This is a genomic window from Methylobacterium phyllosphaerae, from assembly GCF_001936175.1.
In the GTDB taxonomy this organism is placed as follows: Bacteria; Pseudomonadota; Alphaproteobacteria; order Rhizobiales; family Beijerinckiaceae; genus Methylobacterium; species Methylobacterium fujisawaense.
The window spans coordinates 192,471-215,062 of record NZ_CP015367.1 but is presented as its reverse complement, the minus strand read 5'-3'; the positions used below and the strand labels follow the sequence as shown (position 1 = coordinate 215,062).

Sequence of the window (22,592 nt, the reverse complement as noted above, 5' to 3'; positions counted from 1 at the left end):
GGTCAGGATCGATGCGGGCAGGACCGATCAGCGGACTCAGAAGGCGCTCGGGGCGTGATGGCCTCGCGATCTGGGTCGCCCTAGCACTGACCTACATGGTCTTTGCCGGCTCGGTGAGCGTGAACGAGGGACTCGCCGCCCTCGTCTGCGCCAGCCTCGGGACGCTGTGGTGGTGGGGCGTCGGCCGGCGCGGCGGCGTGCGGTTCCGCTTCGACCGGGGGACGCTGCGGCCGATCTGGCGGGCCCTGCGCGGCCTGCCCCGCGAGACCGTTCAGGTGGGCGGCCAACTGGTCAGGGCCCTGCGCGGCGGCGCCGGCGGCGGGACGACCCGCGAGCGGAGCGCCTCCGACTTCGCCTGGGCGACGCCCGACGGTGCGCCGGCGCCGGCCGCGCGGGCCGTCGGACTGCTCGCCGCCTCGCTCGCCCCCGACAGCTACGTCCTCACCCTCGACCGCGATCACGGAACGGTGGTGACGCACGGCCTGGAGGAGGCGCGATGACGGTCTGGACGGCCGCCATCCTGGCGCTGCTGCCGCCGCTCGCCGTTGCGGCGGCTTTGGCGTGGCGGGGCCGGCCCGGCCAGCGCTTCGCCGCCTACCAGCTCGCCGGCAGCGTCACGGTCCTGATCCTGACGCTCATGGCCTTCGCCACGGACCAGGCTTCGATCACCGACCTCGCCCTCACCCTGGTTCTGCTCAACCTGCCCGGCACGATGCTGCTCGCCGTCTTCCTGGAGCGCTGGATATGAGCGTCGTCATCGGTGTCCTGCTGGCCCTCGCGGTGGCGGTGACGTGGCTCGCCGCGCTCGCCCTGTGGCGCCTGCCGCGGGCCCTCGACCGGCTGCACGCGCTGGCCTTCCTCAACGTCGCGGCCTCAATCCTCGTCACCATGGCGGCGTTCCTCGCCGACGGCATCTCCGGGCGCTCGCTCAAGATCCTGGTGATGATGGTGGTGTTCCTCGCCTGGGCGGCGGTGCTGTCGCACGTCTCCGGCCGGGCCGTGCTGATGCGCGAGGGGCGCTCGGCATGACGGCGATCCTGCCGCTGCTGTTCCTGTTCGCCGCGATCTCGGGCACAGCCGTGGTCCTCGTGCGCGATCCCGCCCGGCAGGTCTTCGCCATCGCGGTCAACGGGCTCGTCCTGGCGATCCTGTTCGACGCCCTTCAGGCGCCCGACGTCGCTCTGTCCGAACTGGCGGTGGGCACCGCGGCCGTCCCGCTCCTCTTCCTCGTGGCGCTCATGGCGGTGAAGACCCAGCCGCCCGAGGAGGATTCGTGAGCCCGAACGCCCGGATCGTCCTTCTGGCCCTCGCGGGCCTCGTCCTGCTCCCCGGCGCGGCGGCGGTGATCGCCGGCTTGCCGCCCTTCGGATCGACGATCGCGCAGTATGGCGAACGCATCAACGCGGTCGCCCCCGAGGCGCGGCACGTCGCCAACATGGTCAGCGCCATCAACTTCGACCTGCGCGGCCTCGACACCCTCGGCGAGGAGTTCATGCTGCTCGCGGCGATCACCGGCACGGTGGTGCTGCTGCGCGGGCGGCGCGGCGAGGGCAACACCGAGCGCGCCATGCGCCGGCCCGGCCGCGCCGTGATCCCGCGCTCGGAGGCCGTCGTGCTCGCCTGCCGGATCGCCGGCCCGCTCACCGCGCTGTTCGGCCTCTACGTCGTGCTGCACGCGACCGTGACGCCGGGCGGCGGCTTCCAGGGCGGCGTCATCCTCGCCTCCGGGACCCTGCTGATCTATCTCGGCGAAGGCTATGCCGGCTGGCGCGACGCCATCCGCAGCCACTGGCTCGACGCCCTGGAGGGCGGGGGCGCGCTGCTCTTCGCCCTGTGCGGGCTGGCGCCGATGCTCACCGGCGCCGCCTTCATGCAGAACATCCTGCCGCTCGGCACCTTCCGCGACCTGTTCTCGGGCGGCCTGATGCTCGTCGAGAACCTCGGCGTCGCCCTGGCGGTGACGGGCGGCTTCACGCAGCTCTTCCTGGAATTCATGGAGGAGACCCGCGAGGCGCGCGAGCCCGAGGAACCGGGGGAGGAATCCGCGTGAGTGTTCTCCCCTACGCGGTTGCCGCGTGGCTGTTCGGGATCGGTCTCTACGGCATCGCCACGAGCCGCAACTTCATCCACCTCGTGGGTTGCCTCGGCGTCTGCCAATCGGCGACCTACGTGCTCCTGCTCGGCCTCGGCTATCGCTGGGGCAGCATCGCGCCGATCTTCTACGACCACCCGCCGGGAACGCCCGCCGTCGACCCGGTGATGCAGGCGCTGGTGCTCACCGACATCGTGGTCGGCGCAACGCTCACCGCGCTTCTCCTCGTCCTGACAATCCAGGCCTACAAGCGCGGCGGCAGCCTGGATCCGGAGAAGCTCCGGCCGATGCGCGCGGGCGGCCAGTCCGGGCGCGATCGGGGATCGAACCGGGTGGGCGATGGGGAGCGGAAAGCCTCGTGACCGCTTTTCCCGCCGCCCTCCTCCCGCTACCGGTCGCCATCCCGCTCGTGATCTGCGCGGCGATGCTGGCGACCGCCCATTTCCTGCCAGGCCGCCTCCCCGACATCCTGGCGACGCTGGCGGCCTTGAGCGTCGCGGTGCTCTGCGGCGTCATCGCCGTGCATGCCGCCGACGGGCCCCTGGTCTACTGGTTCGGCGGCTGGGAGCCGCGCGACGGCGTCCATCTCGGGATCGGCTTCTCGGTGGACGAGGCCAGCGGCTGGGTCGCGGCCTTCATCGGCCTCCTCTACGCCCTGACCTTCGTGTTCGCCTGGGGCTTCTTCGATCGCACCCACGGCCACTTCCACATCCTGATGCTGCTGTTCCTGGCCGCCATGGTCGGGTTCTGCTTCACCCGCGATATGTTCAACCTGTTCGTGTGGTTCGAGGTGATGAGCGTCGCGGCCTTCGCGCTGACGGCCTACCATCTGGCGGAATCGTCGCTGGCGGGTGCCATCAACTTCACCGTGGTCAACAGCCTCGCGGGCTTCTTGATGCTCGGGGGCATCGGGCTGATCTACGCCCAGACCGGCACGCTCGATTTCGAGGGCATCGCGGCCGCCGTGGCGCGAGGCGGCCGGGATCCGGTGGTGGCCGGGGCCTTCTGCCTCGTGGCGTCCGCCCTGATGATCAAGGGCGCGATCGTGCCGTTCCAGTTCTGGCTCGCCGACGCCCACGCGGTGGCGCCGAGCCCGGTCTCGGTGATCTTCTCGGGGGCGATGGTCTCGCTCGGGCTGTTCGGCCTCGCGAAGGTGAGCGCCGTCGTGTTCGGCGGCTCCGATCAGGTTCGGCACGCCCTGCCGGCGCTCCTCATCGGCCTGGGCAGCTTCACCGCCTTATTGGGCGGCTGGATGGCCCTGCTGCAGCGCCACCTGAAACGGATGCTTGCCTTCTCGACGATCTCGCATGCCGGGATCATGCTCACCGGCCTCGGGGCCCTCTCGGTGGACGGGACCGGCGGGATGCTGGTCTACGTGGTGGGCCACGGGCTGGTGAAGGGGGCCCTATTCATGATCGCCGGGATCCTGCTCGCGACCCAGGCCAGCATCGACGAGATCGCCCTGCGGGGGCTCGGACGGGGGATCTGGCCCGCCGGGATCGCCATGGGTCTGGCCGGGCTGCTGCTCTGCGGCCTCCCGCTCGGCGTGCTCGATCAGGGCACGCGCCTGGTCCAGGGCGCGCTGGCACAGCAGGGGCACGGGATCGCGCTGGCGGCCGGCGCCATCGGCGCGGCCCTGACGGGGGCGGCGGTGCTCCGGGCGGCAGGACGCATCTTCTTGGGCCTGGGGCCCGATCCCGGCGACGAGGCCGGGGCACCGAGCGAGGACGAGCGCGAGAAGGCCAATCGGCCGCTCTGGCTGATGCTGGCGCCCTGCTGCGTTCTGCTCGCCCTCGACGTCGGTGTGCCGGCGGGCCTGATCGAGCACGCCCTTCCGCGGGCGGCGTCGGCCTTCCTGCACCGGCCGGCGGTGGAGACCCTGGCGGAGGGACCAGGCTGGTTGCCATGGGCATCCGTGGTCGCCGCGCTGGCGGGTGCCGGCTACGGGCTGTTCCGGAGACGCCTGCCGGCGCTGGTGGTCCGACCGGTGAGCGCGACGCAATCGGCGCCGACCCGTGCGCTGGAGGTGCTGCACAGCGGCCTGATCGGCGACTATGTGGCGTGGCTCGGGGTCGGCGTGGCGGTGGTCGCAGGCGTGCTGGCCTTGGCGTGACCAGGCGCAACCGGACGCGGACGAACCTGATCGGCCGCGCCCATCAGGGATAGGTCGTCCGTGTCGAACCAAGCCAGCGGTTCCCGTTTCCGACACGCGCTGCTGCTCGGCCTCAGCCTCGTTCTCGTCGCCGGCGGCGTCGGAATGATCGTCACGGGGGCGGACGGTGGCGTCGCGACGACAGCGTTCTTCGGGGTCTGTGCGGCGGTCTCCGTCTGGCACATGCGGCCCGGGTTGCTGGAATCGGAGACCCGCTCGGCGGAGACCGTGCTCGCGCATTATCCCGGTCCGGTGGTTCTACGGGCCTCGGTGAAGAAGATCCTGTTTCTCGCCGCCCTGTCGGCCGTCTTCGGCGGGGTCATGGTCTGGATGCTGATGCACGAGGCGCCGTCGGTGACGATGCAGGTGCTGCTCTGGCCGGGCGTCGTGCTGTTCCTGGGCGGCCTGCCGGTCCTGATCCTCGTGGCGATCCGGGGTTCGTCGCTGCATCTCGACGGGACGGGCTTAACGATCGTGCAGGCCGGCCGGTCGCGGCGCATGTCCTGGCACGACGTCAGCGGCTTCGCAGCGGTGACCGTGAAGGGCACGATGCAGCGGATGGTCGTGTTCGACGATGCGCGCGTCGGAGAGGGCCGCCTCGTCGCCCTGAACCGCCAGCTCACCGGGCGTGGAGCCGGGCTGCCGGACAGCTACGGATTGGATCCCGACGCCCTCGCCGCTCTGCTCACGGCTTGGCGCCGTCGGGCGGTTCAGGACGAACCGATCGGACCGTGAGGAGTCTCCGCCGGAAACCGTCCGAGGGCATCGGAGCCAGCGCCGTTGTCGACGCGCTGTGCGCCTCACCGGATCCATCGTCGGCGCCGCCCGGACGGGCGGCGCGGGCTCGGCGCCGGTATCGCCGCGCCGATCCCGAGCATCGCCGAGATCGAGCAGGCCCTCACGGCAGCGCTCCAGCCGCGGAACGCGATCAACATCGCGCCGAGGCGCAGGGCAACGACCGCTTCGCGCCGCGGATCCGGCTTTTCATCCCCCAGGGTGCGGATCCCGGAAGGGCCGCCCGGTCCGCGTTTATTCGTCAGCGATGATGCAGTGTGGTCATACGAGATAGGCGGTATTCGGCGATCCAGATCAATGCCGACCACGCATGACCGTGTAAAGATGCGCCTATCGCTGGCAGATTGATTCGGGCGTCAGTGGCCGAGAGTAGCGCGTGCTCCCGCCCCTTTACTGTGGAGCGCCCCATGCCGCGGTACTTTTTCGATATCAGCAACCGAAGCTTCCATCGCGACGAGGAAGGCAGCGACTGCGCTAATTTTGAGGCGGCCCGCGCTCTTGCGATGCGAAGCCTGCCCGAGATCGCGCGGTTCGCGATCCCGGGCGACGGGGACAACCAAGCCTTCGTTGTCCTGGTCCGCGATGAGGCTGGAACCGTCGTCTACACGGCGACGCTCACCTTCGCGGGGGTCCGGCTCAACGACGCTGCGAGCTCGCTCGGCCCTTGGCCTTCCCCGGCGCCTTGATCTGTCCCACGGCGGCATCGAAGTCGGTCTGATCCTCGCCGACGCCAGCGTCACGCGCGGCTTCGATGCACCGGCGGCGCTGTTACTCGGGTGTCAGTCTCTTGGCCTCAAGCCGTTCGGCGTATCGGCTCGGCTCATCGTTGGTGAAGTCGGACACTCCCCCGTCCCGTGAGCAGATCGGGGCGGGGCCGCGCGGATCCTGACGGGATCGCCTTGGGGATCGGGCCATCGATCGTGAAGATGACCGGGATGAGCTTCGCGCTCAACGTCTGATCTGTTCGCGAGCGGGAGCTGATGCCGCAGAGCTGTCATCAGCACATTGTCCGGCTCGGAAAATTCCACACGAAGCGCGCACCATCATCATGCATGCTGACGATCGTGCCTTCCGTGCCCGCGGCGATGAGGTCGCCGTCATCGCTGATTACGTCGACGCGCAGTACCACGTCATCGAGGTTCCGGAAGCTCGACGCAGGCTCGGTCTGCCAAGCACGATAGGCGTCCTCGAGCGACATCGACCAAATCTGGCGCACGAGCGAGCCAAGCACAAACCACGCGATAAGCTCCTGTCAGAAGCTCAAGGTTAGCGCAGCGGCGCGATCACGACGTTCTTCTCCCTCCGTCTGCCATTCTCCGCCCGATGACGGTCTATTAAGTCTGCGCCCCTTACCCCGGCCGTCATGTCCGACCTCCCGCCCGCCGTCGCCTCCTGGCGCGACCAGATCGAGCGCCTGTCCGAGCACGCCTCGCCGTGCCGGTATCTGCTGCCGGCGAAATGGGCAGCGATGCGGGCGAGCGCGCTGGCCTTCCTCGACCAGTTCGGCGCCGAGGCGCATCGGCTCGGCTGGACCGCGCCGCAACTGTTCGGGGTCCATCCGGAGCACGGATTCCTGCGCGTGGAATATGCCGGCGCCCTGATGGTCAACGACAGCCGGGTCACCGGCGTCGAGCCCGACCGGGTCGTGTTCGACCGCTTCTCCGGCTACCGGACCAAGCCGGGTCAGACCTGGGGACCGCCGGTCTGGGAGTTCGCGGCCAAGGGGCGCGGCTGATCCCGCCTGTGATCTGCGAGGATGTCGGGGGCAACCGCGTGGTTAGCCGACGCAGGTTGTTGCGCCGGCCAAGCCATTAACGCGTCAGGCCTTTTCGCGGCGCATGGTGCGGGCATGTCCCATTGCGCCACGAGCCTGCCATGCACTTCGAGATCCGCGCCACCGGCCGCCACCTCTGGACCTGGGTGTTGCTCGACGCGACGCAGATGACGGTCCTGGAATCGGACCGCACCTTTCCGTCCGAGACCCAGGCCTCGGCGGCCGCGCTAGCCTTCGCGAAGCTCGTGAACCGGGCTGGCCAGACGCTGACCGCGGGATCGTCAGGCGGCCTGATCTAGACGCGGACTCACTTCCGGCGCGGGCGGAGCGGCCCGTAGAACCCGCTCCATTCCAGGCCCAAGGCCTGCGCTCGCGCGGCCAACACGCCGGGCACCGACATCAGGCTCATGACCGGCGACGCCAGGATGGCCGGGTCGTGTAGGAGGAGCCCGACCTGTCGTCCCCGCCACCAGAACAGCCCGAACAGCAGGGCGAGCGTCAGAAGCAGGCCCCAGGTCACGAGGCCTTGCCCGAAGATGGAGAGGCCATAGGGTGGTGCGAGGGCCGTACTGAGCCACGACAGGCCGATGCCGACGATCGGCAACAGGATGAGGAAGCCCAGCAGTTCCAGGGGCAGCCGCCGGACCACGCGGAGGGCGGCGTTCAGGTCCTCGACCGACACGGCGTCGAGGGAGAGCCGTTCATCGCTCGCAGCCTGCCTCATGGAGCCTCCTCCTTGGATGCTGCCTTCGACCGTGGGGCGGCATCGTTCTCGGACGCACTGGTCTGTGAGAGTCCCCGAGCCCCCGGCCGCCGGACCGCCGGTCGGCGGCATGCTCGGCCACGTGCTGCTTCTTCGTGGCGGTCCGCAGGCCGAGACAGGCGATGGCCTGGGCGCGGGCCGATATCATCCGAGCGCGGTTCTCTCATAAGCCGATGCCCAGACAGCCGAAATCGGCCGCCATTCACATTCGTCCACCGGTTGCGAAGATCAGAGGCGCGGGCGCCTTGAAGCTTCCCCCCGCCTCAGGCTTGTTCTGCGTTCGTTCGCAAGCGGAGGAGCACCAGAATGGGGCGCCTGGGCAACGTTCAGCCTGGTCGGGTCTACGTCGACTGCGCGCCCTGCAGGCGCTCGGGACGCTACACCGTGGCCAGCCTGATCGATCGCTACGGCGCCGACGTCCCGACGGTGGATCTGCTCCGCCACCTGACGGCGTCGTGCCGCTACCAGCGCCGGCCCGGGGCGACGCCCGCGCGGAAATACGAGCACCTCTGCCTCGCCGCGATCACGCTGCCGCCGCCGGCGAAGCAGATCCCGCCGGTGCCGCCTGGGGTGCCCTACACGATCGAGGTCTGGCGCGACGCCGGCGGCAACGTCGCGCTGCACCTCGCCACCATCTACCCGCTGTCGATGGCGCTCGCCGCGTTCGAGGCTGCCTGCCGCGAATGGCCGACCCATGAGGTCACGCTGCGGGACCGGGCCCGGATCGTGCGGAAGCGTGAGGTGCCGCCACGGGTCGACGGCGCCTCACCGTCTTGAGCCTCCCGGTCCCGCGGTCGAACCGACGCGCGCGCTCCGCGACGGACGGCCTTACGGCGGCCCGCGCTGGAGCGGACGACCGCAGAGGCAGAAGCGGCAGCGACGGGCGGTGTTAAGACACCATGGCCCGTGACGCCTCGCGCACCAGCCGCGTTGAGGAGTCGACCTCCTGGGTCGAGGCGGCGATCACGCTCACATTGCGGCTGATCTCCCCTACGGCCTGGGTCATGGCCTGCATGTTGATGGACATCTCCTGGGCGACCGCAGCCTGCTGCTCGACGGCCGTCGAGATGGCCGAGGAGATCTCGTTGACCTCTCCGATCGTCTGCCCGATGCCCGCGATGGCGGTGGCTGCCTGATTCGCAGCGTCCTGCGTCTGCGCGATCTGGCTGCTGATGCTCTCGGTCGCCTTCGCGGTTTGGGCCGCGAGGGATTTCACCTCGGTGGCCACCACGGCGAAGCCCTTGCCGGCCTCGCCGGCCCGGGCGGCCTCGATCGTCGCGTTCAGCGCCAGCAGGTTCGTCTGCCCGGCGATCGTGTTGATCATTTCGACCACCTCGCCGATGCGCTGGGCGGCGGAGGCGAGGCCGGCGACCACTGTCGAGGTGGCGACCGCCTGCTCGACGGCCCGCCCCGTGACCTGCAGCGCGCGGTTCACCTGCGCGCTGATCTCGCCGACCGAGGCGGCAAGCTCCTCGGACCCGGCGGCGACACTCTGGGTGTTGCCTGAGGCCTGGGCGGCCGCGCTTGCCGCGCTCACCGCCTGCTGCGACGCATGAGAGATCGAGCTGCTGATCACGTCGAGGTCGCGGTCGACGCCCCGGTGGATTTCGGCCCGTCGCAGCCGCTCGGCCACGGCCTCGGTGATGTCGGTGGCGAACTTCACCACTTTCACGAGGCGGCCCGCGGCGTCGCGGACCGGGTTGTAGGTGGCCTGGATCCAGGCCTCGCGGCCGCCTTTGCCGATGCGCTTGTACTCCGCCTGCTGATACTCGCCGCTCCGGAGCCGGTCCCAGAAGGCTCGGTAGGCCGCGGTATCGCGGTCGGCCGCATCGACGAACATCGCATGGTGCTTGCCCTTCACCTCGTCAAGGCTGTAGCCGACCACCGCGAGGAAGTTCTCATTGGCGGTGATGATCGTCCCGTCGAGGTTGAATTCGATGATCCCTTGCGAGCGGTCGAGGGCGTTCAGCTTGCTCTCGAAATCGGCATTGCGCAATTTCTGCGCTGTGATGTCCGTGGCACATTTGAAGACGCCGTAGGGTTTGCCGTTGCGCCCGATGAGCGGGGTATAGCTCCCCTGAATCCAGACTTCGCGGCCGCCCTTGCCGATGCGCTTGTACTCAGATGTCTGATGTACACCGCTGCGCAGAGCGTCCCAGAACGCCTTGTAGGCTGCGCTCTCGCGCTCGTCCGGGTCGACGAAGATGGAGTGATGCCGCCCCTTGATGTCGTCCAGTCGGTAGCCGAGGATCGACAGGAAGTTGGCGTTGGCGGTGACGACCTTTCCGTCGAGATCGAATTCGATCAGTGCGTGGGAGCTGTCGAGCGCATTCAATTTCGCGTGATGGCTGGGACGGAGAGACAGCATCTTAACCTGCTTTTAATATCGACGTTTCTATGCCAATTCTTTCATAAACTAATAAAATATCAGTAAACTTTCTTTAAGTGTAGATTTTTCGAGAAGGATTGAACTCCGCATTTTCTACTTTAAGTTGATTCGTCTCATATTCTCGTAGTGCTGCCGGCTGGCCATCTGCTGCTGGTCATGTAATTTCCGATCGCTTGCGGCTCAGAGAGATAAATTTCGATAACTATCCCTGCGAATTCGGCGAGATCACCGCGGTCTGCAGTGGCCGGATCCAGTCATTGAGATACGCTGGCTCAAGACATGACGATGCCGGCAGGTCGCGAGATTGCGACTACGCGGCCGCCGGTCGCGCTGTGGTGCGAGGCGTCCATTCAACTGCCGCCCGCGGAGCCTTGATATTCCCCCGCGTGTCACCGAGGCGGGTCGAAAGCGGCCTTGCCACATGACGCCGCGGGGCTCGCATCAAGAGAGGCGGGAGCGGCCCTCGCGGAGCACCCCGGGATCGCAGTCCGCTGCTTCTGGCTGATGGCTGAGCCGTTGGCCTCCAGGCGCGCCGGCTTGTCGGCGATCAGCGCCTCGGTCGCCCAGGTGTGCGCGCGGAGGGGCTCGACGAGATCGGCGCCCAGCCTTCGCGAGCGGATACGATTCGGTGACGAGCTCGGCCGGCACCGCATCGACGGCGGCGTCGATGTCCTGGCCGCTGACAACGGCGGCCTAGCGCAGCTCTGAGATGGTTGGGTTGTTCGCCATGCTGCCTGCCATATGCATGCCGGGCCGGTCATTCGGTCAGCAAGCGCAGGGCTAAGTGGTGGTGCCGCAAGAGGGATTCGAACCCCCGACCCCCTCATTACGAATGAGGTGCTCTACCAGCTGAGCTATTGCGGCCCTGGTCCCGAGGAACCGTGACCGACGCACGCAGTGTGCGGCGCCGGACGTGGCAGGCTCATAGCGGCACGGCCTGCGTTAGGCAAGGCCACCGCCGACTATCGAGCACTTCAGAGGTCTCGATGCGACGCCAGTTCGTCTTCCAGGAAGGCCGCCACCGCCGCCCGGTCAATGCCCGGGGCGATGAAGCTCTGGCCGATCCCGCGGGCCAGGATAAAGGTCAGCGCGCCGTCGCGGACTTTCTTGTCCTGCGTCATCGCGTCGAGAATCGACTCGACGGTGCCGCATCCGCCCGGGACCGCCTGCAGACGGGTCGGCAGCCCGGCGAGGGCGAGATGGTTGGCGACGCGGCCGGCATCCTGCCCGCCGCAGAGCCCGAGCCGGGCCGAGAAGCGGAAGGCGAGCGCCATCCCGATCGCCACGCCCTCGCCATGCACCAGCCGGGCGGAATCGTAGCCCGTCAGGCGCTCCAGGGCGTGGCCGAAGGTGTGGCCGAGATTGAGCAGCGCCCGCTCCCCGTCCTCCCGCTCGTCCCGGGTGACGACGGCGGCCTTGGCCCGGCAGCAGGAGGCGACCGCCTGCTCGCGCTCCGGGCCGCCGGAGAAGATCCCGCGCCAGTTCGCCTCGCACCAGTCGAAGAAGCCCGGATCGGCGATCAGCCCGTACTTGGCGACCTCGGCATAGCCGGCGCGCATCTCGCGCTCGGAGAGGGTGTCGAGGGCGGCCGTATCGGCCAGGACGAGACGCGGCTGGTGGAAGGCGCCGATCAGGTTCTTGCCCAGCGGCGCATTGATGCCGGTCTTGCCGCCCACCGAGGAATCGACCTGGGCAAGGAGGCTCGTCGGCACCTGCACGAAGCGCACGCCCCGCCGCAGGGTGGCGGCCGCGAAGCCGGCGAGGTCACCGACCACGCCGCCGCCCAGGGCCACGACAAGGTCGCCGCGCTCGACCTTGAGGGCGAGCAGGCCGTCGCAGACTTCCGCAAAGCCGGCATAGGACTTCGACGCCTCGCCCGGTGCCACCGTCACCACGCCCGCCTGAAGGCCGGCGCGCTCCAGGCTGGTGCGAAGCCGCGCGGCATAGAGGGCGCCGACGGTGGCGTCCGTCACGATGGCGGCGCGGCGTCCCCCGAGCGCGGCCACGGCGGCGCCGGCCGTGTCGATCAGCCCGCGGCCGATCAGGATGTCGTAGGCGCGGCCGGCGTCGAGGGGCACGTGGACGGTCAGGAGGTCCTGACGGGGCGTCGGCTCGGTCATGGGGCGGTTCGCTCGGGTCTCACTGGGCGGCAACGGGGACGGAGCCTTCGCCGCTGAGATGGGCGTCCAGCGCTTCCAGCACATCCTGGACGACCCGGTCGTGCGACACCTCCCGGGAGATGACCATCACGTCGGCGGCGGCGTAGACCGGGTGGCGCACGGCCATCAGGTCCCGCATCGTCGCCTCCGGGTCCTCGGTCTGCAGCAGCGGACGGTTGCCGCGCTTGCGCACGCGCCGCATCAGCACGTCCAGATCGGCCTTCAGCCACACCGAGACCGCGGATTCGGCGATGCGGGCGCGCGTCGCCTCGCGAAGGTAGGCGCCGCCGCCGGTCGCCAGGACCAGCGGGCCGGCCCGGAGAAGCCGCGAGATCACCCGCTCCTCGCCGTCGCGGAAGCTCGGCTCGCCATAGATGGCGAAGATGTCGGGGATCGTCAGGCCGGCCGCCGCTTCGATCTCGATGTCGGCATCCTTGAAGATCAGCCCGAGGCGACTCGCCAGGCGCCGGCCGACGGTGCTCTTGCCCGCCCCCATGAGGCCGACGAGCACGATCGAGCGCAGGCCGAGCGCACGGCGCAGACGCGCCTCGATCGGTTCACCCGCCGCCTCCTCGCTTATGGCCTCCTGCATCGACTCCTGCATCGCATCCGTGTGGCGTCCCCGCCTCCTCACCGGCCCCCGAGCGCCTGTCGCCGGGCTGCCTCCATCCTGCGGCAGGCTCTTAGCGCGATTCAAGCGGGCTGCGAAACGCATCGCTGTGTCGTTGTAGGCCTTGTCAGCGCCGCGTTCGCGTGGTCGAACCCGAGCACCCGCGGCGGCTCGGAGACAGCCCTCGCCCGTCCCCCTTCCCGCCGCTAGCGCCCGTCTGCCCGAGGTTCGACCGACGTGCCGACCCTATTCCGTTTCTTCGCCACCCTCGCGATCCTGGCGGGTCTGGTTTTCGCTGCGATGTTCGCCTTGGCGAATTTCGTCCAGCCGACGCCGCGGGAGATGACTGTTTCCATCCCCGCCTCGAAGCTCCAGCCCGGCAACCGTTGAGCGGGTCGGACGTCTCCGGCGATGCCGGCCGGGCGCTTTGCCCCGAGGCCGCCGACTATCTCGACATGCTGGCCGCCGAGCGCGGTGCCGGCCTCAACACCCTGACCGCCTACCGGCGCGATCTGGAGGATTATCTCGGTTACCTCGCCCGGTCGGGGACCGCGCTCGACGCCGTGGATTCCGGCACGCTCCGGGCCTTCCTGATCGATCTCGAGACCCGCGGCCTCAAGGCCTCCTCGGCAGCGCGGCGCCTGTCCTGCGTGCGCGGTTTCCACAAGTTCCTGTACGCCGAGGGGGGCGCCGAGAGCGATCCCAGCGTCGCGGTCTCCGGACCGCGCCGGGGACGGTCGCTGCCCAAGGTGCTCTCCATCGCGGAGGTCGACCGGTTGCTCGCCACCGCGCAGGCGGCCGCCGCCGCCGAGCAGCCGCCGGGGCCGGCCCGCCGGGCACGCCGGATGGTGTGCCTGCTCGAGTTGCTCTACGCCACGGGCCTGCGCGTCTCCGAGCTCGTCGCGCTGCCGCGCGCGGCGGGCGTGAGCCGCGAGCGCTACCTCTTCATCAAGGGCAAGGGCGGCCGCGAGCGCTTGGTCCCCCTGACCGAGGCGGCCTGCGCCGCCATGTCGGCCCATCTTCCGGCGGTGCCGGAGGACTCCGCGTGGCTGTTCCCCGCCGACAGCGACAGCGGCTATCTCACCCGGCAGGCCTTCGCCCGCGACCTGAAGACGCTCGCTGCGGCGTCCGGCCTGCATCCGGACCGCGTCAGCCCCCACGTGCTCCGTCACGCCTTCGCCAGCCATCTCCTGCAGAACGGGGCCGACCTGCGCATCGTCCAAGAGCTGCTCGGTCATGCCGACATCTCGACAACGCAGATCTACACGCACGTGCTCGATGAACGCCTGAAGGCGATGGTCCGCGATCTGCATCCGTTGATGGATGGCTGAGGATCACCGCACAGAACGCGTGGCAATCCTGGTCGATCGCCCCAATTGTATAGGTTATGCGAAATGCCTAAGAGGGGCCTTTCGCCATACCGGTACGCGAGCCAGCCTTTACCAGAGAGAGTTTTCCTATGTCAGGCCCTTCGGCCTCGCAGATCGGCGCTGAGCTGGATCAGGCGGGGCACACGCGTGCCGATCAGCCTTCGCAGCAGGAGCGGCAGCGCCTCGACAATCAGCTGTGCTTCGCGGTCTACGCCGCCGCGCATGCCTTCGGTCGCGCCTACAGAAACCTTCTCGGGCGCTACGAGCTGACCTATCCGCAATACATCGTCCTGCTGGTGCTCTGGGAGCAGGACGGCCTTTCGGTGAAGGAGATCGGCAATCGTCTGTTCCTGGATTCAGGTACGCTGACGCCGCTTCTGAAGCGCCTCGAGGCCTCGGGCCGGGTTCGCCGTGCCCGCGACCGGGTCGACGAGCGTCAGGTCAGCATCTTCCTCACCCCGGCCGGCCTAGCCCTGCGCGACGAACTGGCCTGCATCCCCGACGAGGCGGGCGGCCTGACCGGCTTCGACATCCAGGGTCGCAAGGATCTCCTTCACGATCTCGTTACCCTCAGGTTGAGCCTTCAGGCAGGTCTCGCGTCCGACTAGGGACCGCACCCGGCCCGGGAGCGACCGCGCGGTCGCTCCCGGTTCTGGCTTGCGCGGATTCGCCTCTCAGGACTGCGTCTTGAGGTAGGCGATGACGTCGTTGATCTTCTTGTCGTCGGGATAGCCCTGGAAGATCATCTTGGTGCCCGGGACCTTCGCCTTCGGGTTCTTCAGCCACTCGTGCAGGTTGGCCTCGTCCCAGGTGATGCCCGAGTTCTTCAGGGCGGCGGAGTAGTTGTAACCCTCGTAGGTGCCCGCCTTGCGGCCGACGACACCCTTCAGATCAGGGCCCACGCCGTTCTTCTGGAAATTGTGGCACGCCTTGCAGGGAGCGAACGCCTTCTCGCCGGCGGCCGCATCCCCGGCCTCCTGGGCCTGTGCCGCGAGCGGCATGACAACGGCAAGGACGGCGCCGAAAACGAGTGAACGCATGGATTTCCTCCTGTTGGCCACCGTTGCGGCAGCGATGCGGGCAGAGCTTGCCTGCCTGGAATAGCTCTAAATGAATCTGCCCGGCGGGCGCAACGGCCTAGTCTGGCAAAGCCGTCGCCCGTGTTCAGATCGGCGGCCGACCCGGCGCGCCGCCTGCCTCAACACGGTGCGGCCGGTTTGGCTCCCCGGATGGCCGGAAGCCCCGTCCGGCCGCCGGCGGCCGGTCGCGCGCTCACCGCGCCTGTCTCAGACGCCGTGGTAGGTCCGATACCAATCGACGAAGTGCCCGATGCCCGTCTTCAACGGCGTGGCGGGGCGGAATCCGGTCTCGTGCACGAGATCGTCGATGTCGGCGTAGGTCGCCGGAACATCGCCCGGCTGCATAGGCAGCAGGATCTTCTCCGCCTTGCGGCCCAGGGCCACCTCAAGGAGTGCAATCATCTCCTGAAGCGCCACCGGCTCGTTGTTGCCGATGTTGTAGATCCGGTAGGGGGCGGCGCTGGTCCCCGGATCCGGCTCGGCAGCGCTCCAGGCGGGGTTTGGCGTGGCCGGCCGTTCCGTCAGAGCCCGAATCCCCGCGACGATGTCGTCGATGTAGGTGAAGTCACGGAGCATTTGCCCTTCGTTGAACACCCGGATCGGCTCGCCCGCCAGGATGGCGCGGGTGAACAGATACAGGGCCATGTCCGGCCGCCCCCAGGGGCCGTAGACGGTGAAGAACCGCAGGCCGGTGGTCGGCAGCCCGTAGAGATGGCTGTAGCTGTGCGCCATCAGCTCGTTCGCCTTCTTGGTCGCGGCGTAGAGGCTGAGCGGATGGTCGACGTTCTGATGCACCGAGAACGGCATGGTCGTGCCGCCGCCGTAGACGGAACTCGATGAGGCGTAGAGCAGATGCTCCACACCCCCGTGGCGGCAGGCCTCCAGAATGTTCAGGAAGCCGACGAGGTTGCTCGCCGCATAGGCATGGGGATCGGTGAGCGAGTGACGCACGCCCGCCTGGGCGGCGAGGTGGATCACCGTCCGGAAGTCGTGCCGGCGGAACAGCGCGTCGAGGCCGTCCCGGTCCGCGAGGTCGAGCCGCGTGAAGCTGTGGCCCTCGAAGCCCGCGAGACGGGAAAGCCGGGCCTCCTTGAGCCGCACGTCGTAATAGGCGTTGACGCTGTCGAGTCCGACGACCTGGCGGCCGGACTCGAGGAGACGCAAAGCGAGCTGGTTCCCGATGAAGCCGGCGACGCCGGTGATCAAGACAGGGGGCTGTGACATCCGCGGACCGACGGGCGGACAAGCCCGCCGAACGCGCGCTGTAGCATGGGGCCGGAAGCCGACAAATCGGATCGCAGCGGGCGCCGGGAGCGGCGATCCGGGATGCCCCTGCACGGCTTGTCGCCCCGGCTCTGAGCCCTGTAGGTTCGCGGGTGCCGTGCAGACAAACCCGCGACCGCTCCCGGACAGCCTGACGCGCCTGCTCGCCGTGCCGGAGCAGCGGCCGGTCGGAGCGCGTCCCGAGCCTTCGCGCAGGGGCGGCGTGTCACGAACACCGGATCGGCGCTCGGCGCACGCGGCGCTGGAGACAGCGATCCTCCGCGGGTTCGTGTTCGCCGTTTCGGGGGGCGTCTGGCTCGTCGTCCTGGCACTCTCCCTCCGGCACTTCGCACGGTAGGCGCTCCCCGCCGTGCCGCTGCGCCGGCTGCTGTGGATAGCGGGATTTCGTCGGGCCTTCTGCTTCTTCTAACCGTACGCGAACCGCCGAGTTCGCTATTGAGGCACCAAGACGGGGGCGGCTCTGCTGCAAGGATTGAGCGATGTCTCTGACGGGGCGTTTCTGGTTCCGAAAGACCTGGACGGGGCGACTGGTGTTGCTGGTCGAGGAAGAGCGTCCCCGCTGGTTCGGCCGCGGCTCCGGTAAGCCGCGCTGGCGCAACGCCAAGCTCCTCGACTTCGCCGAGCCGGAATTGCGTCCGCTCATGGCCATGGAGAAGCAGCACCGCGCGGCCGGCGTCACCGGCCAAGTGCGGGCCCTCCGCCCGGTCCCGTCCGCACCGGACAGACGCGCCGCGAACGGCTGAAGACGGGCGCGGCTGGGCGGCCTACGCTGCGGTTTGGTCCAAGGACCGGCGATCCCCACCTATCGCGGATCGCTCCGCCCTGGCGGACGCCTCCGAGCCGGTAAAAGCCATGCCGCGGTACTTCTTCCATACGCATATCGGCGCGGATGTCGTCTCCGACCCGACCGGGACCGAGCTGCGCGATCCGGACGCGGCGTGGGAGATGGCCCAGGAGACGATCCGCGCCGCCCTGCGCAATCCGCAGAACCAGGCCCGGCTGATGACCGCATGCCTCGTGGTCATGGACGATGACGGCGAGGTCGTGCTGGAATTCCCGTTCAGCGAGGCCGTCGTGCTTCCGCCGTCGGAGGATCCGACGCGTCACTGAGAGCGACGACGCGCGCGATCCGCGCCCTACATCGCGGCGCAGCCTACCGATACGGAGCTGCGCCCGAATGGATTCGCCCCCGAACGATCTCGATGCCCGCGCGCTCGGCCGAGCCGCATCCGCCAAGGGCTTGGCCGCGAAAGCCCGCGCCTGCGCGGAGGAGACGGAAGCGCCCGCGCTCCGGCTGTCCGGTCATGACGAAGCCCTGGCGGATGGCGCAGAATCCGTGACCGGCGGTTTCGCCAGGCACCCGGTCGACGGGTCGGCCCGCTGATGGACGCTCGGACCGCACCGCATCCCGGCGCACATCATCCTACGCTCGACCGCAAGTCGGTCGGGGCCGTCGTCCTGGGCAATGCTCTCGAATTCTACGATTTCACGGTCTACGCCTTCTTCGCCAAGCCGATCGGCGAGGCCTTCTTCCCGGCAAACGATCCGACCCACAGCCTGCTGGCGTCGCTCGCCCTGTTCGGCATCGGCTACGTCATGCGGCCCATCGGCGGCGTGCTGATCGGCGCCTTCGCGGACCGTGCCGGCCGCAAGCCCGCGATGCTGATCACCATCGCGCTGATGGCGGTCGGCATGCTGATGCTGGCCGCCTGCCCCGCCTACGCGACGATCGGCGGCTGGGCACAGGTGATCGTCATCGCCGGACGGCTCGTGCAGGGGCTCGCCCTCGGCGGCGAGGTCGGCCCGTCCACCGCCTTCCTGCTGGAGGCGGCGCCGCCGGAGAAGCGCGGCTTCGTGACAAGTTGGCAGATCGCCAGCCAGGGCTGTGCGGCCCTGTTCGCCGGGATCTTCGCGACCGCCCTGGCGTTCGTCCTCGGCGACCAGGCCATGGCGCAATGGGGCTGGCGGCTGATGTTCGCCCTCGGCCTGTGCGTGGTGCCGGTCGGCCTCGTCATCCGCAGTCATCTGCCGGAGACGGCCGGCGCCGAGGAGGATCCGGACGCGGCCGCCTCGACTCTGGCGGTGGTCGGTCGATTGCTGCGGGAGCATGGCCGGCTGCTGGGCCTGACCTTCCTGGTCATCGCCGCCTCCACCGTGTCGAACGCAGTCGGCACCAACATGCCGGTCTTCGCCGGCGCGACGCTCGGCTTGAGCGAGACGGCCGCCACGGCGGTGCCGATCGCGCTCGGGCTCGCCTCCGTGATCTTCCCGCTGCTCGGCGGCTGGCTCGCCGACCGAGTCGGGCGGCGGCCGGTGATGATCTGGCCGCGCGCGCTGATCCTGATCCTGGCGGTTCCGGCCTTCGCCTGGGTCGTGCAGGCGCCGAGCGCCGCCAGCGTCTACGCGGTCACCTTCCTGCTGTCGGCGCTGTCTTCCATCAACGCCGCCGCGGTGATCGTCGGCATTCCGGAGGCGCTGCCGCGGGCCGTCCGCAGCGCCGGGCTGTCGATCGTCTACGCGGTCTCGGTCTCGGTGTTCGGCGGCAGCACCAACTACGTGGTGAACTGGTTGATCGCCACGACCGGCGACCGGCTCGCGCCGGCCTACTATCTCGCCGCGTTCAGCCTCGTCGGGACCGTTGCCGCCTTCCTGCTGCCGGAGACACGCGGGCGGGACCTCGACGCCGACGCGGAGGCCTGAACAGACCGGCCGCATGCGCCCTGAGCATCGCGGCGCCATGCCCATGCATGGGCCGCGGGGCCAGGTGCCGGTGTATGTGCGCTCGCGCACGGCTCTCGCGGCCCGAGAACCGGTCGCCGGTTTCGAGGCTAGGTCGGCACGCTCGTGGGGCCTAGACCGGCGCCATGCCGAAGCCTTCCGAGACGCGCCGCCCGCTGGTCCTCGCCGCGGTGATGGCGGCGATGTTCATGATCGCCATCGAGGCGACGATCGTCTCGACGGCGATGCCGCAGATCGCCGGACAGCTCGGCGACCTCCACCTCTACGCCTGGGTGTTCGCCTCTTTCCTGCTGACCCAGACGGCCACCACGGTGGTGTTCGGCAAGCTGTCGGACCTCTACGGGCGCCGGCCGGTGCTGCTGTTCGGCATCGCGGTGTTCCTCGCGGGCTCCCTGCTGTGCGGGCTCGCGTGGTCGATGCCCTCGCTGATCCTGTTCCGCCTCGTGCAGGGCGTCGGCGCGGGGGCGATCCAGCCGGTGAGCCTGACCGTCGTCGGGGACCTGTATTCGGCCCGCGAGCGCGGCCGGGTCCAAGGCTTCCTCGCCAGTGTCTGGGGGATCTCGTCGGTGGCCGGGCCGCTGGTCGGCGGCCTGATCATCGGCCATCTGAGCTGGCCGTGGATCTTCTGGATCAACCTGCCGATCGGCGTGATCGCGGCCGGCCTGTTCCTGCGCTTCCTCCACGAGGGCGTCGAGCGCCGCAGCCGCCAGATCGACGTGATCGGCGCGGCCCTGTTCACCGCGGCCATCGCGGCGCTGATGCTCGCGCTGACCGAGGCCGGTGAATCGGCCGAAGCCGCCCTGTGGCCGGCGCTGACCTTCGTGGTGGCCGCGATCCTGTTCGTCGTCCAGGAGCGGCGCGCCCCGGATCCGATGCTCGACATCCGCCTGTGGATGCAGCGCCCCATCGCGACGGCCAACACCGCGACGCTGCTCTCCGGCATGACGGTGATCGGGCTCACGGCGTTCCTGCCGATGTACGTTCAGGGCGTTCTGCGGCAATCGCCCCTCATCGCCGGCCTGACGCTGACCCTGATGGTCCTCGGCTGGCCGATCGGCGCCACCACGGCGGCGCGCAGTTTCGTGCGGTTCGGCCTGCGCCCGATCCTGCTGGTCGGCGCGACCCTCCTGCCCCTCGGCGCGATCGCCTTCGTGGCGCTCGGGCCGGACACATCCCCCGTGGTGGCGGCCTGCGGCTCCGTGGTGATGGGGCTCGGCATGGGCTTCCTGTCCACCGCCGCCATCGTGATCATCCAGGACAGCGTCGCCTGGGCGCAGCGCGGGGCGGCGACGGCCTCGAACATCTTCTCGCGCAATCTCGGCTCGACCCTCGGCGCCACCGTGCTGGGCGCCGTGCTGAACTACCGGCTGGCGCACCCGTCGAGCGGCCCGGCGGTGAATTCCGACCAGCTCCGCCGCCTGCTCGACGATCCCGGCAGCCTCGGCGCCGGCGGCGAAGCCATCCGGCACGGGCTGCAGCACGCCCTGCACGGCACGTTCTGGACGGTTTTCGTCGTGGCGGTGCTGACGCTGCTCCTGTCGCTCCTCGTTCCGCGGGTGGCGATCTCGGACCGTCCGCGCGAACTCGCCGTGGAGTAGCGTCGCAGCGCTCCGGCCGAACGACCGCATCTCCACAGCGGACCTTTGACTGTCCTGCCGGAGCCCCCTAGCGTCCGGCCATGCCCCTCGTGCCGCCCCCGCGCCCCGCAGCCCAGCCCGCGGCGGATATCCCGCCGACCCGCGTGCTCAATGCCAACCAGCCCGAATGGTCGGTGGGCGAACTGGCCGGTGCCCTGAAACGCACGCTGGAGGACGCCTTCGGCCATGTCCGCCTGCGCGGCGAGATCTCGGGCTATCGCGGCCAGCACGGCTCGGGCCACGCCTATTTCTCCCTGAAGGACGGGCAGGCGCGGATCGACGCGGTGGTCTGGAAGGGTGTGTTCGGCCGCCTGCGCCAGCGCCCCCAGGAGGGGCTGGAGGTCGTCGCCACCGGTCGCATCACCACCTTTCCCGGGAAGTCTTCCTATCAGATCGTCATCGAGAACCTGGAGCCGGCGGGTCTCGGGGCCTGGATGGCTCTTCTGGAGGAGCGCAAGAAGCTGCTCGCCGCCGAGGGGCTGTTCGCCCCCGAGCACAAGCGGCCCATCCCCTACCTGCCGCAGGTCGTCGGCGTCGTCACTTCGCCGACCGGCGCGGTGATCCGCGACATCCTCCACAGGCTGGAGGACCGGTTCCCGCGGCCCGTCCTGGTCTGGCCGGTGCGGGTCCAGGGCGACGGCGCGGCCGAGGAGGTCGCGGCCGCGATCCGCGGCTTCAACGCACTTCCGGCGGGCGGCGCGATCCCGCGCCCGGACGTGCTGATCGTCGCTCGCGGCGGCGGCTCCATCGAGGATCTCTGGGCCTTCAACGAGGAATGCGTCGTCCGCGCCGCCTTCGAGAGCGCGATCCCGCTGATCTCGGCGGTCGGGCACGAGACCGACACCACGCTGATCGACTACGTGTCCGACCGCCGGGCGCCGACCCCGACGGGCGCCGCCGAGATGGCGGTGCCGGTCCGCGCCGACCTGATCGCCACGGTGGCGGACCTCTCCGCCCGCGGCAGAGGGGCGGTCGGGCGCCGGATCGACCGCGACCGGTCGGATCTGCGCGCCCTCGGGCGTGCTCTGCCCAGTGCCGACGCCCTGCTGGCGGCCAAGCGCCAGCGGCTCGACCTCGCCGAGGCGCGCCTCGCCCCGGCCCTCGCGGCGGGCGCCAGCCGCCATCGCGCGCGGCTCCAGCTCCTCCTCGACCGGATGGCCCGGCGCTCGCCCGACGTGGTCCTCGCCAACGCCCGCGCGCGGCTGGCGCGGATCGACCACCGGCCGCTCAATGCCCTGCGCAACGACGTCCAGCGCAAGGGCGAAGCCCTGATCCAGCTCGGGCGGCGCCTCGTCGTCGCGCGGGAGGCCGGCCTGGAACGGGCCCGGGCGCTGCAGGCGCGCCACACCGACCGCCTGCACGCGCTGTCGGAGCGCCTCGCCCAGGCCGGGGCGCGCAGCATCGAGCGCCGCCGCGACCGTCTGGACGGGCTGGCGGGCCTGCTCGGTTCGCTCAGCTACCGCGCCGTGCTCGACCGCGGCTACGTGCTGGTGCGCGATGCCGCGGGGCTGCCGATGCGCCGCGCCGCGGATGCGGCGGTGGCCACCCGCCTCAGTCTGCAATTCGCCGACGGGACCGTGACGGCCGTGCCCGACGGGGCCGATCCGTCCGGGACGTCCGATCCATCCCCGTCGGCGAAGCCCGCGCGTCGCGGCGCGGCCTCGCCGGCAACGCCGGGCAGGCGGACCGGCACGCGCCCTGCCCCGACGCGGCAGGGCTCGCTCTTCGACGCCTGAGACCACGGCCGGA

At 69.7% G+C, this 22,592-nt stretch carries 28 protein-coding genes and 1 tRNA gene; 21 read left to right on the top strand and 8 right to left on the bottom strand.

The window, feature by feature from the left end; genetic code table 11:
* The first annotated feature begins 11 nt into the window (after positions 1-11).
* The 9 genes from MCBMB27_RS01065 to MCBMB27_RS01025 all read left to right on the top strand — a co-directional run bounded on the left by MCBMB27_RS01065 (position 12) and on the right by MCBMB27_RS01025 (position 5,725).
* Positions 12-500: a hypothetical protein gene (locus MCBMB27_RS01065; protein ID WP_075379667.1), complete on the top strand. Its 489-nt coding sequence runs from the start codon at positions 12-14 to the stop codon at positions 498-500.
* Complete coding sequence (locus MCBMB27_RS01060) at positions 497-748, top strand: monovalent cation/H+ antiporter complex subunit F (protein ID WP_043351953.1); 252 nt, start codon at positions 497-499, stop codon at positions 746-748. Before MCBMB27_RS01065 ends, MCBMB27_RS01060 begins: the two co-directional genes overlap by 4 nt.
* The gene (locus MCBMB27_RS01055) at positions 745-1,029 is read left to right on the top strand and encodes a monovalent cation/H(+) antiporter subunit G (RefSeq protein ID WP_075379666.1); all 285 of its coding nucleotides are present in this window, start codon (positions 745-747) and stop codon (positions 1,027-1,029) included. Before MCBMB27_RS01060 ends, MCBMB27_RS01055 begins: the two co-directional genes overlap by 4 nt.
* A complete protein-coding gene (locus tag MCBMB27_RS01050; RefSeq protein ID WP_043383840.1) occupies positions 1,026-1,277 on the top strand; it encodes a Na(+)/H(+) antiporter subunit B in 252 nt (83 codons plus the stop codon). Before MCBMB27_RS01055 ends, MCBMB27_RS01050 begins: the two co-directional genes overlap by 4 nt.
* Positions 1,274-2,050, top strand: coding sequence for an MnhB domain-containing protein (locus MCBMB27_RS01045; protein WP_075379665.1), 777 nt, complete (start codon positions 1,274-1,276; stop codon positions 2,048-2,050). The genes MCBMB27_RS01050 and MCBMB27_RS01045 overlap by 4 nt, the downstream gene beginning before the upstream one ends.
* Positions 2,047-2,454 (top strand): sodium:proton antiporter, encoded by a 408-nt coding sequence (locus MCBMB27_RS01040; protein WP_043351959.1) that lies wholly within the window; start codon positions 2,047-2,049, stop codon positions 2,452-2,454. Before MCBMB27_RS01045 ends, MCBMB27_RS01040 begins: the two co-directional genes overlap by 4 nt.
* A complete protein-coding gene (locus MCBMB27_RS01035; RefSeq protein ID WP_043383845.1) occupies positions 2,451-4,205 on the top strand; it encodes a complex I subunit 5 family protein in 1,755 nt (584 codons plus the stop codon). Before MCBMB27_RS01040 ends, MCBMB27_RS01035 begins: the two co-directional genes overlap by 4 nt.
* Positions 4,206-4,265: 60 nt before the next feature.
* Positions 4,266-4,979 carry a hypothetical protein gene (locus MCBMB27_RS01030; RefSeq protein WP_091955081.1) on the top strand — a complete coding sequence of 238 codons (714 nt, stop codon included), beginning with the start codon at positions 4,266-4,268 and terminating at the stop codon, positions 4,977-4,979.
* A 467-nt stretch (positions 4,980-5,446) separates the two neighbouring features.
* The gene (locus MCBMB27_RS01025) at positions 5,447-5,725 is read left to right on the top strand and encodes a DUF6894 family protein (protein WP_043383849.1); all 279 of its coding nucleotides are present in this window, start codon (positions 5,447-5,449) and stop codon (positions 5,723-5,725) included.
* A gap of 311 nt (positions 5,726-6,036) precedes the next feature.
* Here the strand turns inward: MCBMB27_RS01025 and MCBMB27_RS01020 are convergent, their stop codons facing one another.
* On the bottom strand, positions 6,037-6,237 hold the full coding sequence (locus MCBMB27_RS01020) for a hypothetical protein (RefSeq protein ID WP_075379663.1): 201 nt from the start codon (positions 6,235-6,237) through the stop codon (positions 6,037-6,039).
* 165 nt (positions 6,238-6,402) lie between these two features.
* Here MCBMB27_RS01020 and MCBMB27_RS01015 point away from each other — a divergent pair, with 165 nt between their 5' ends.
* Together MCBMB27_RS01015 and MCBMB27_RS01010 are read left to right on the top strand one after the other, a co-directional pair.
* A complete protein-coding gene (locus MCBMB27_RS01015; protein WP_043351972.1) occupies positions 6,403-6,774 on the top strand; it encodes a hypothetical protein in 372 nt (123 codons plus the stop codon).
* A 140-nt stretch (positions 6,775-6,914) separates the two neighbouring features.
* Positions 6,915-7,112 carry a hypothetical protein gene (locus tag MCBMB27_RS01010; protein WP_043351974.1) on the top strand — a complete coding sequence of 66 codons (198 nt, stop codon included), beginning with the start codon at positions 6,915-6,917 and terminating at the stop codon, positions 7,110-7,112.
* Between the two features lie 8 nt (positions 7,113-7,120).
* Here the strand turns inward: MCBMB27_RS01010 and MCBMB27_RS01005 are convergent, their stop codons facing one another.
* Positions 7,121-7,537, bottom strand: coding sequence for a hypothetical protein (locus tag MCBMB27_RS01005; RefSeq protein ID WP_075379662.1), 417 nt, complete (start codon positions 7,535-7,537; stop codon positions 7,121-7,123).
* A 345-nt stretch (positions 7,538-7,882) separates the two neighbouring features.
* On the opposite strand from MCBMB27_RS01005, the gene MCBMB27_RS01000 reads away from it, so the two are divergent.
* Positions 7,883-8,353 (top strand): hypothetical protein, encoded by a 471-nt coding sequence (locus MCBMB27_RS01000; RefSeq protein ID WP_075379661.1) that lies wholly within the window; start codon positions 7,883-7,885, stop codon positions 8,351-8,353.
* 112 nt (positions 8,354-8,465) lie between these two features.
* Here MCBMB27_RS01000 and MCBMB27_RS00995 read toward each other — a convergent pair whose 3' ends face one another.
* From MCBMB27_RS00995 to MCBMB27_RS00975, 4 genes are all read right to left on the bottom strand, one after another.
* Positions 8,466-9,944, bottom strand: a complete 1,479-nt coding sequence (locus MCBMB27_RS00995; protein ID WP_075379660.1) for a methyl-accepting chemotaxis protein — start codon at positions 9,942-9,944, stop codon at positions 8,466-8,468.
* An 809-nt stretch (positions 9,945-10,753) separates the two neighbouring features.
* Positions 10,754-10,829: transfer RNA gene (locus MCBMB27_RS00985), tRNA-Thr, on the bottom strand.
* A 110-nt stretch (positions 10,830-10,939) separates the two neighbouring features.
* Positions 10,940-12,085 carry a 3-dehydroquinate synthase gene (gene aroB / locus MCBMB27_RS00980; RefSeq protein WP_043755786.1) on the bottom strand — a complete coding sequence of 382 codons (1,146 nt, stop codon included), beginning with the start codon at positions 12,083-12,085 and terminating at the stop codon, positions 10,940-10,942.
* Positions 12,086-12,104: 19 nt separating this feature from the next.
* Positions 12,105-12,716, bottom strand: a complete 612-nt coding sequence (locus MCBMB27_RS00975) for a shikimate kinase (RefSeq protein WP_051044824.1) — start codon at positions 12,714-12,716, stop codon at positions 12,105-12,107.
* Between the two features lie 255 nt (positions 12,717-12,971).
* Between MCBMB27_RS00975 and MCBMB27_RS00970 the strand changes: the two genes are divergently transcribed.
* The 3 genes from MCBMB27_RS00970 (at position 12,972) to MCBMB27_RS00960 (ending at position 14,712) form a co-directional block, all read left to right on the top strand.
* Positions 12,972-13,124, top strand: a complete 153-nt coding sequence (locus MCBMB27_RS00970) for a hypothetical protein (protein ID WP_043351982.1) — start codon at positions 12,972-12,974, stop codon at positions 13,122-13,124.
* Positions 13,121-14,065 carry a site-specific tyrosine recombinase XerD gene (locus MCBMB27_RS00965; protein WP_091955083.1) on the top strand — a complete coding sequence of 315 codons (945 nt, stop codon included), beginning with the start codon at positions 13,121-13,123 and terminating at the stop codon, positions 14,063-14,065. The genes MCBMB27_RS00970 and MCBMB27_RS00965 overlap by 4 nt, the downstream gene beginning before the upstream one ends.
* 128 nt (positions 14,066-14,193) lie before the next feature.
* On the top strand, positions 14,194-14,712 hold the full coding sequence (locus tag MCBMB27_RS00960; RefSeq protein ID WP_043383865.1) for a MarR family winged helix-turn-helix transcriptional regulator: 519 nt from the start codon (positions 14,194-14,196) through the stop codon (positions 14,710-14,712).
* A gap of 66 nt (positions 14,713-14,778) precedes the next feature.
* On the opposite strand, the gene MCBMB27_RS00955 is transcribed toward MCBMB27_RS00960, so the two are convergent.
* On the bottom strand, positions 14,779-15,144 hold the full coding sequence (locus MCBMB27_RS00955; RefSeq protein WP_024831013.1) for a c-type cytochrome: 366 nt from the start codon (positions 15,142-15,144) through the stop codon (positions 14,779-14,781).
* Positions 15,145-15,390: 246 nt separating this feature from the next.
* Positions 15,391-16,407, bottom strand: coding sequence for an NAD-dependent epimerase (locus MCBMB27_RS00950; RefSeq protein ID WP_075379657.1), 1,017 nt, complete (start codon positions 16,405-16,407; stop codon positions 15,391-15,393).
* Positions 16,408-16,946: 539 nt separating this feature from the next.
* Here MCBMB27_RS00950 and MCBMB27_RS00940 point away from each other — a divergent pair.
* The 6 genes from MCBMB27_RS00940 (at position 16,947) to xseA (ending at position 22,579) form a co-directional block, all read left to right on the top strand.
* Entirely contained in the window at positions 16,947-17,210 is a 264-nt protein-coding gene (locus MCBMB27_RS00940) for a hypothetical protein (protein WP_043351989.1), read from the top strand.
* Positions 17,211-17,319: 109 nt separating this feature from the next.
* A complete protein-coding gene (locus tag MCBMB27_RS00935; RefSeq protein WP_043351991.1) occupies positions 17,320-17,577 on the top strand; it encodes a DUF6894 family protein in 258 nt (85 codons plus the stop codon).
* A gap of 67 nt (positions 17,578-17,644) precedes the next feature.
* Positions 17,645-17,851, top strand: coding sequence for a ribosome modulation factor (locus MCBMB27_RS00930; RefSeq protein ID WP_075379655.1), 207 nt, complete (start codon positions 17,645-17,647; stop codon positions 17,849-17,851).
* Positions 17,851-19,167 (top strand): MFS transporter, encoded by a 1,317-nt coding sequence (locus MCBMB27_RS00925; protein ID WP_053609963.1) that lies wholly within the window; start codon positions 17,851-17,853, stop codon positions 19,165-19,167. The genes MCBMB27_RS00930 and MCBMB27_RS00925 overlap by 1 nt, the downstream gene beginning before the upstream one ends.
* Positions 19,168-19,331: 164 nt before the next feature.
* Positions 19,332-20,804 carry an MDR family MFS transporter gene (locus MCBMB27_RS00920; protein ID WP_075379654.1) on the top strand — a complete coding sequence of 491 codons (1,473 nt, stop codon included), beginning with the start codon at positions 19,332-19,334 and terminating at the stop codon, positions 20,802-20,804.
* Between the two features lie 80 nt (positions 20,805-20,884).
* Positions 20,885-22,579 carry an exodeoxyribonuclease VII large subunit gene (gene xseA, locus MCBMB27_RS00915; protein ID WP_075379653.1) on the top strand — a complete coding sequence of 565 codons (1,695 nt, stop codon included), beginning with the start codon at positions 20,885-20,887 and terminating at the stop codon, positions 22,577-22,579.
* Positions 22,580-22,592: the final 13 nt, after the last annotated feature.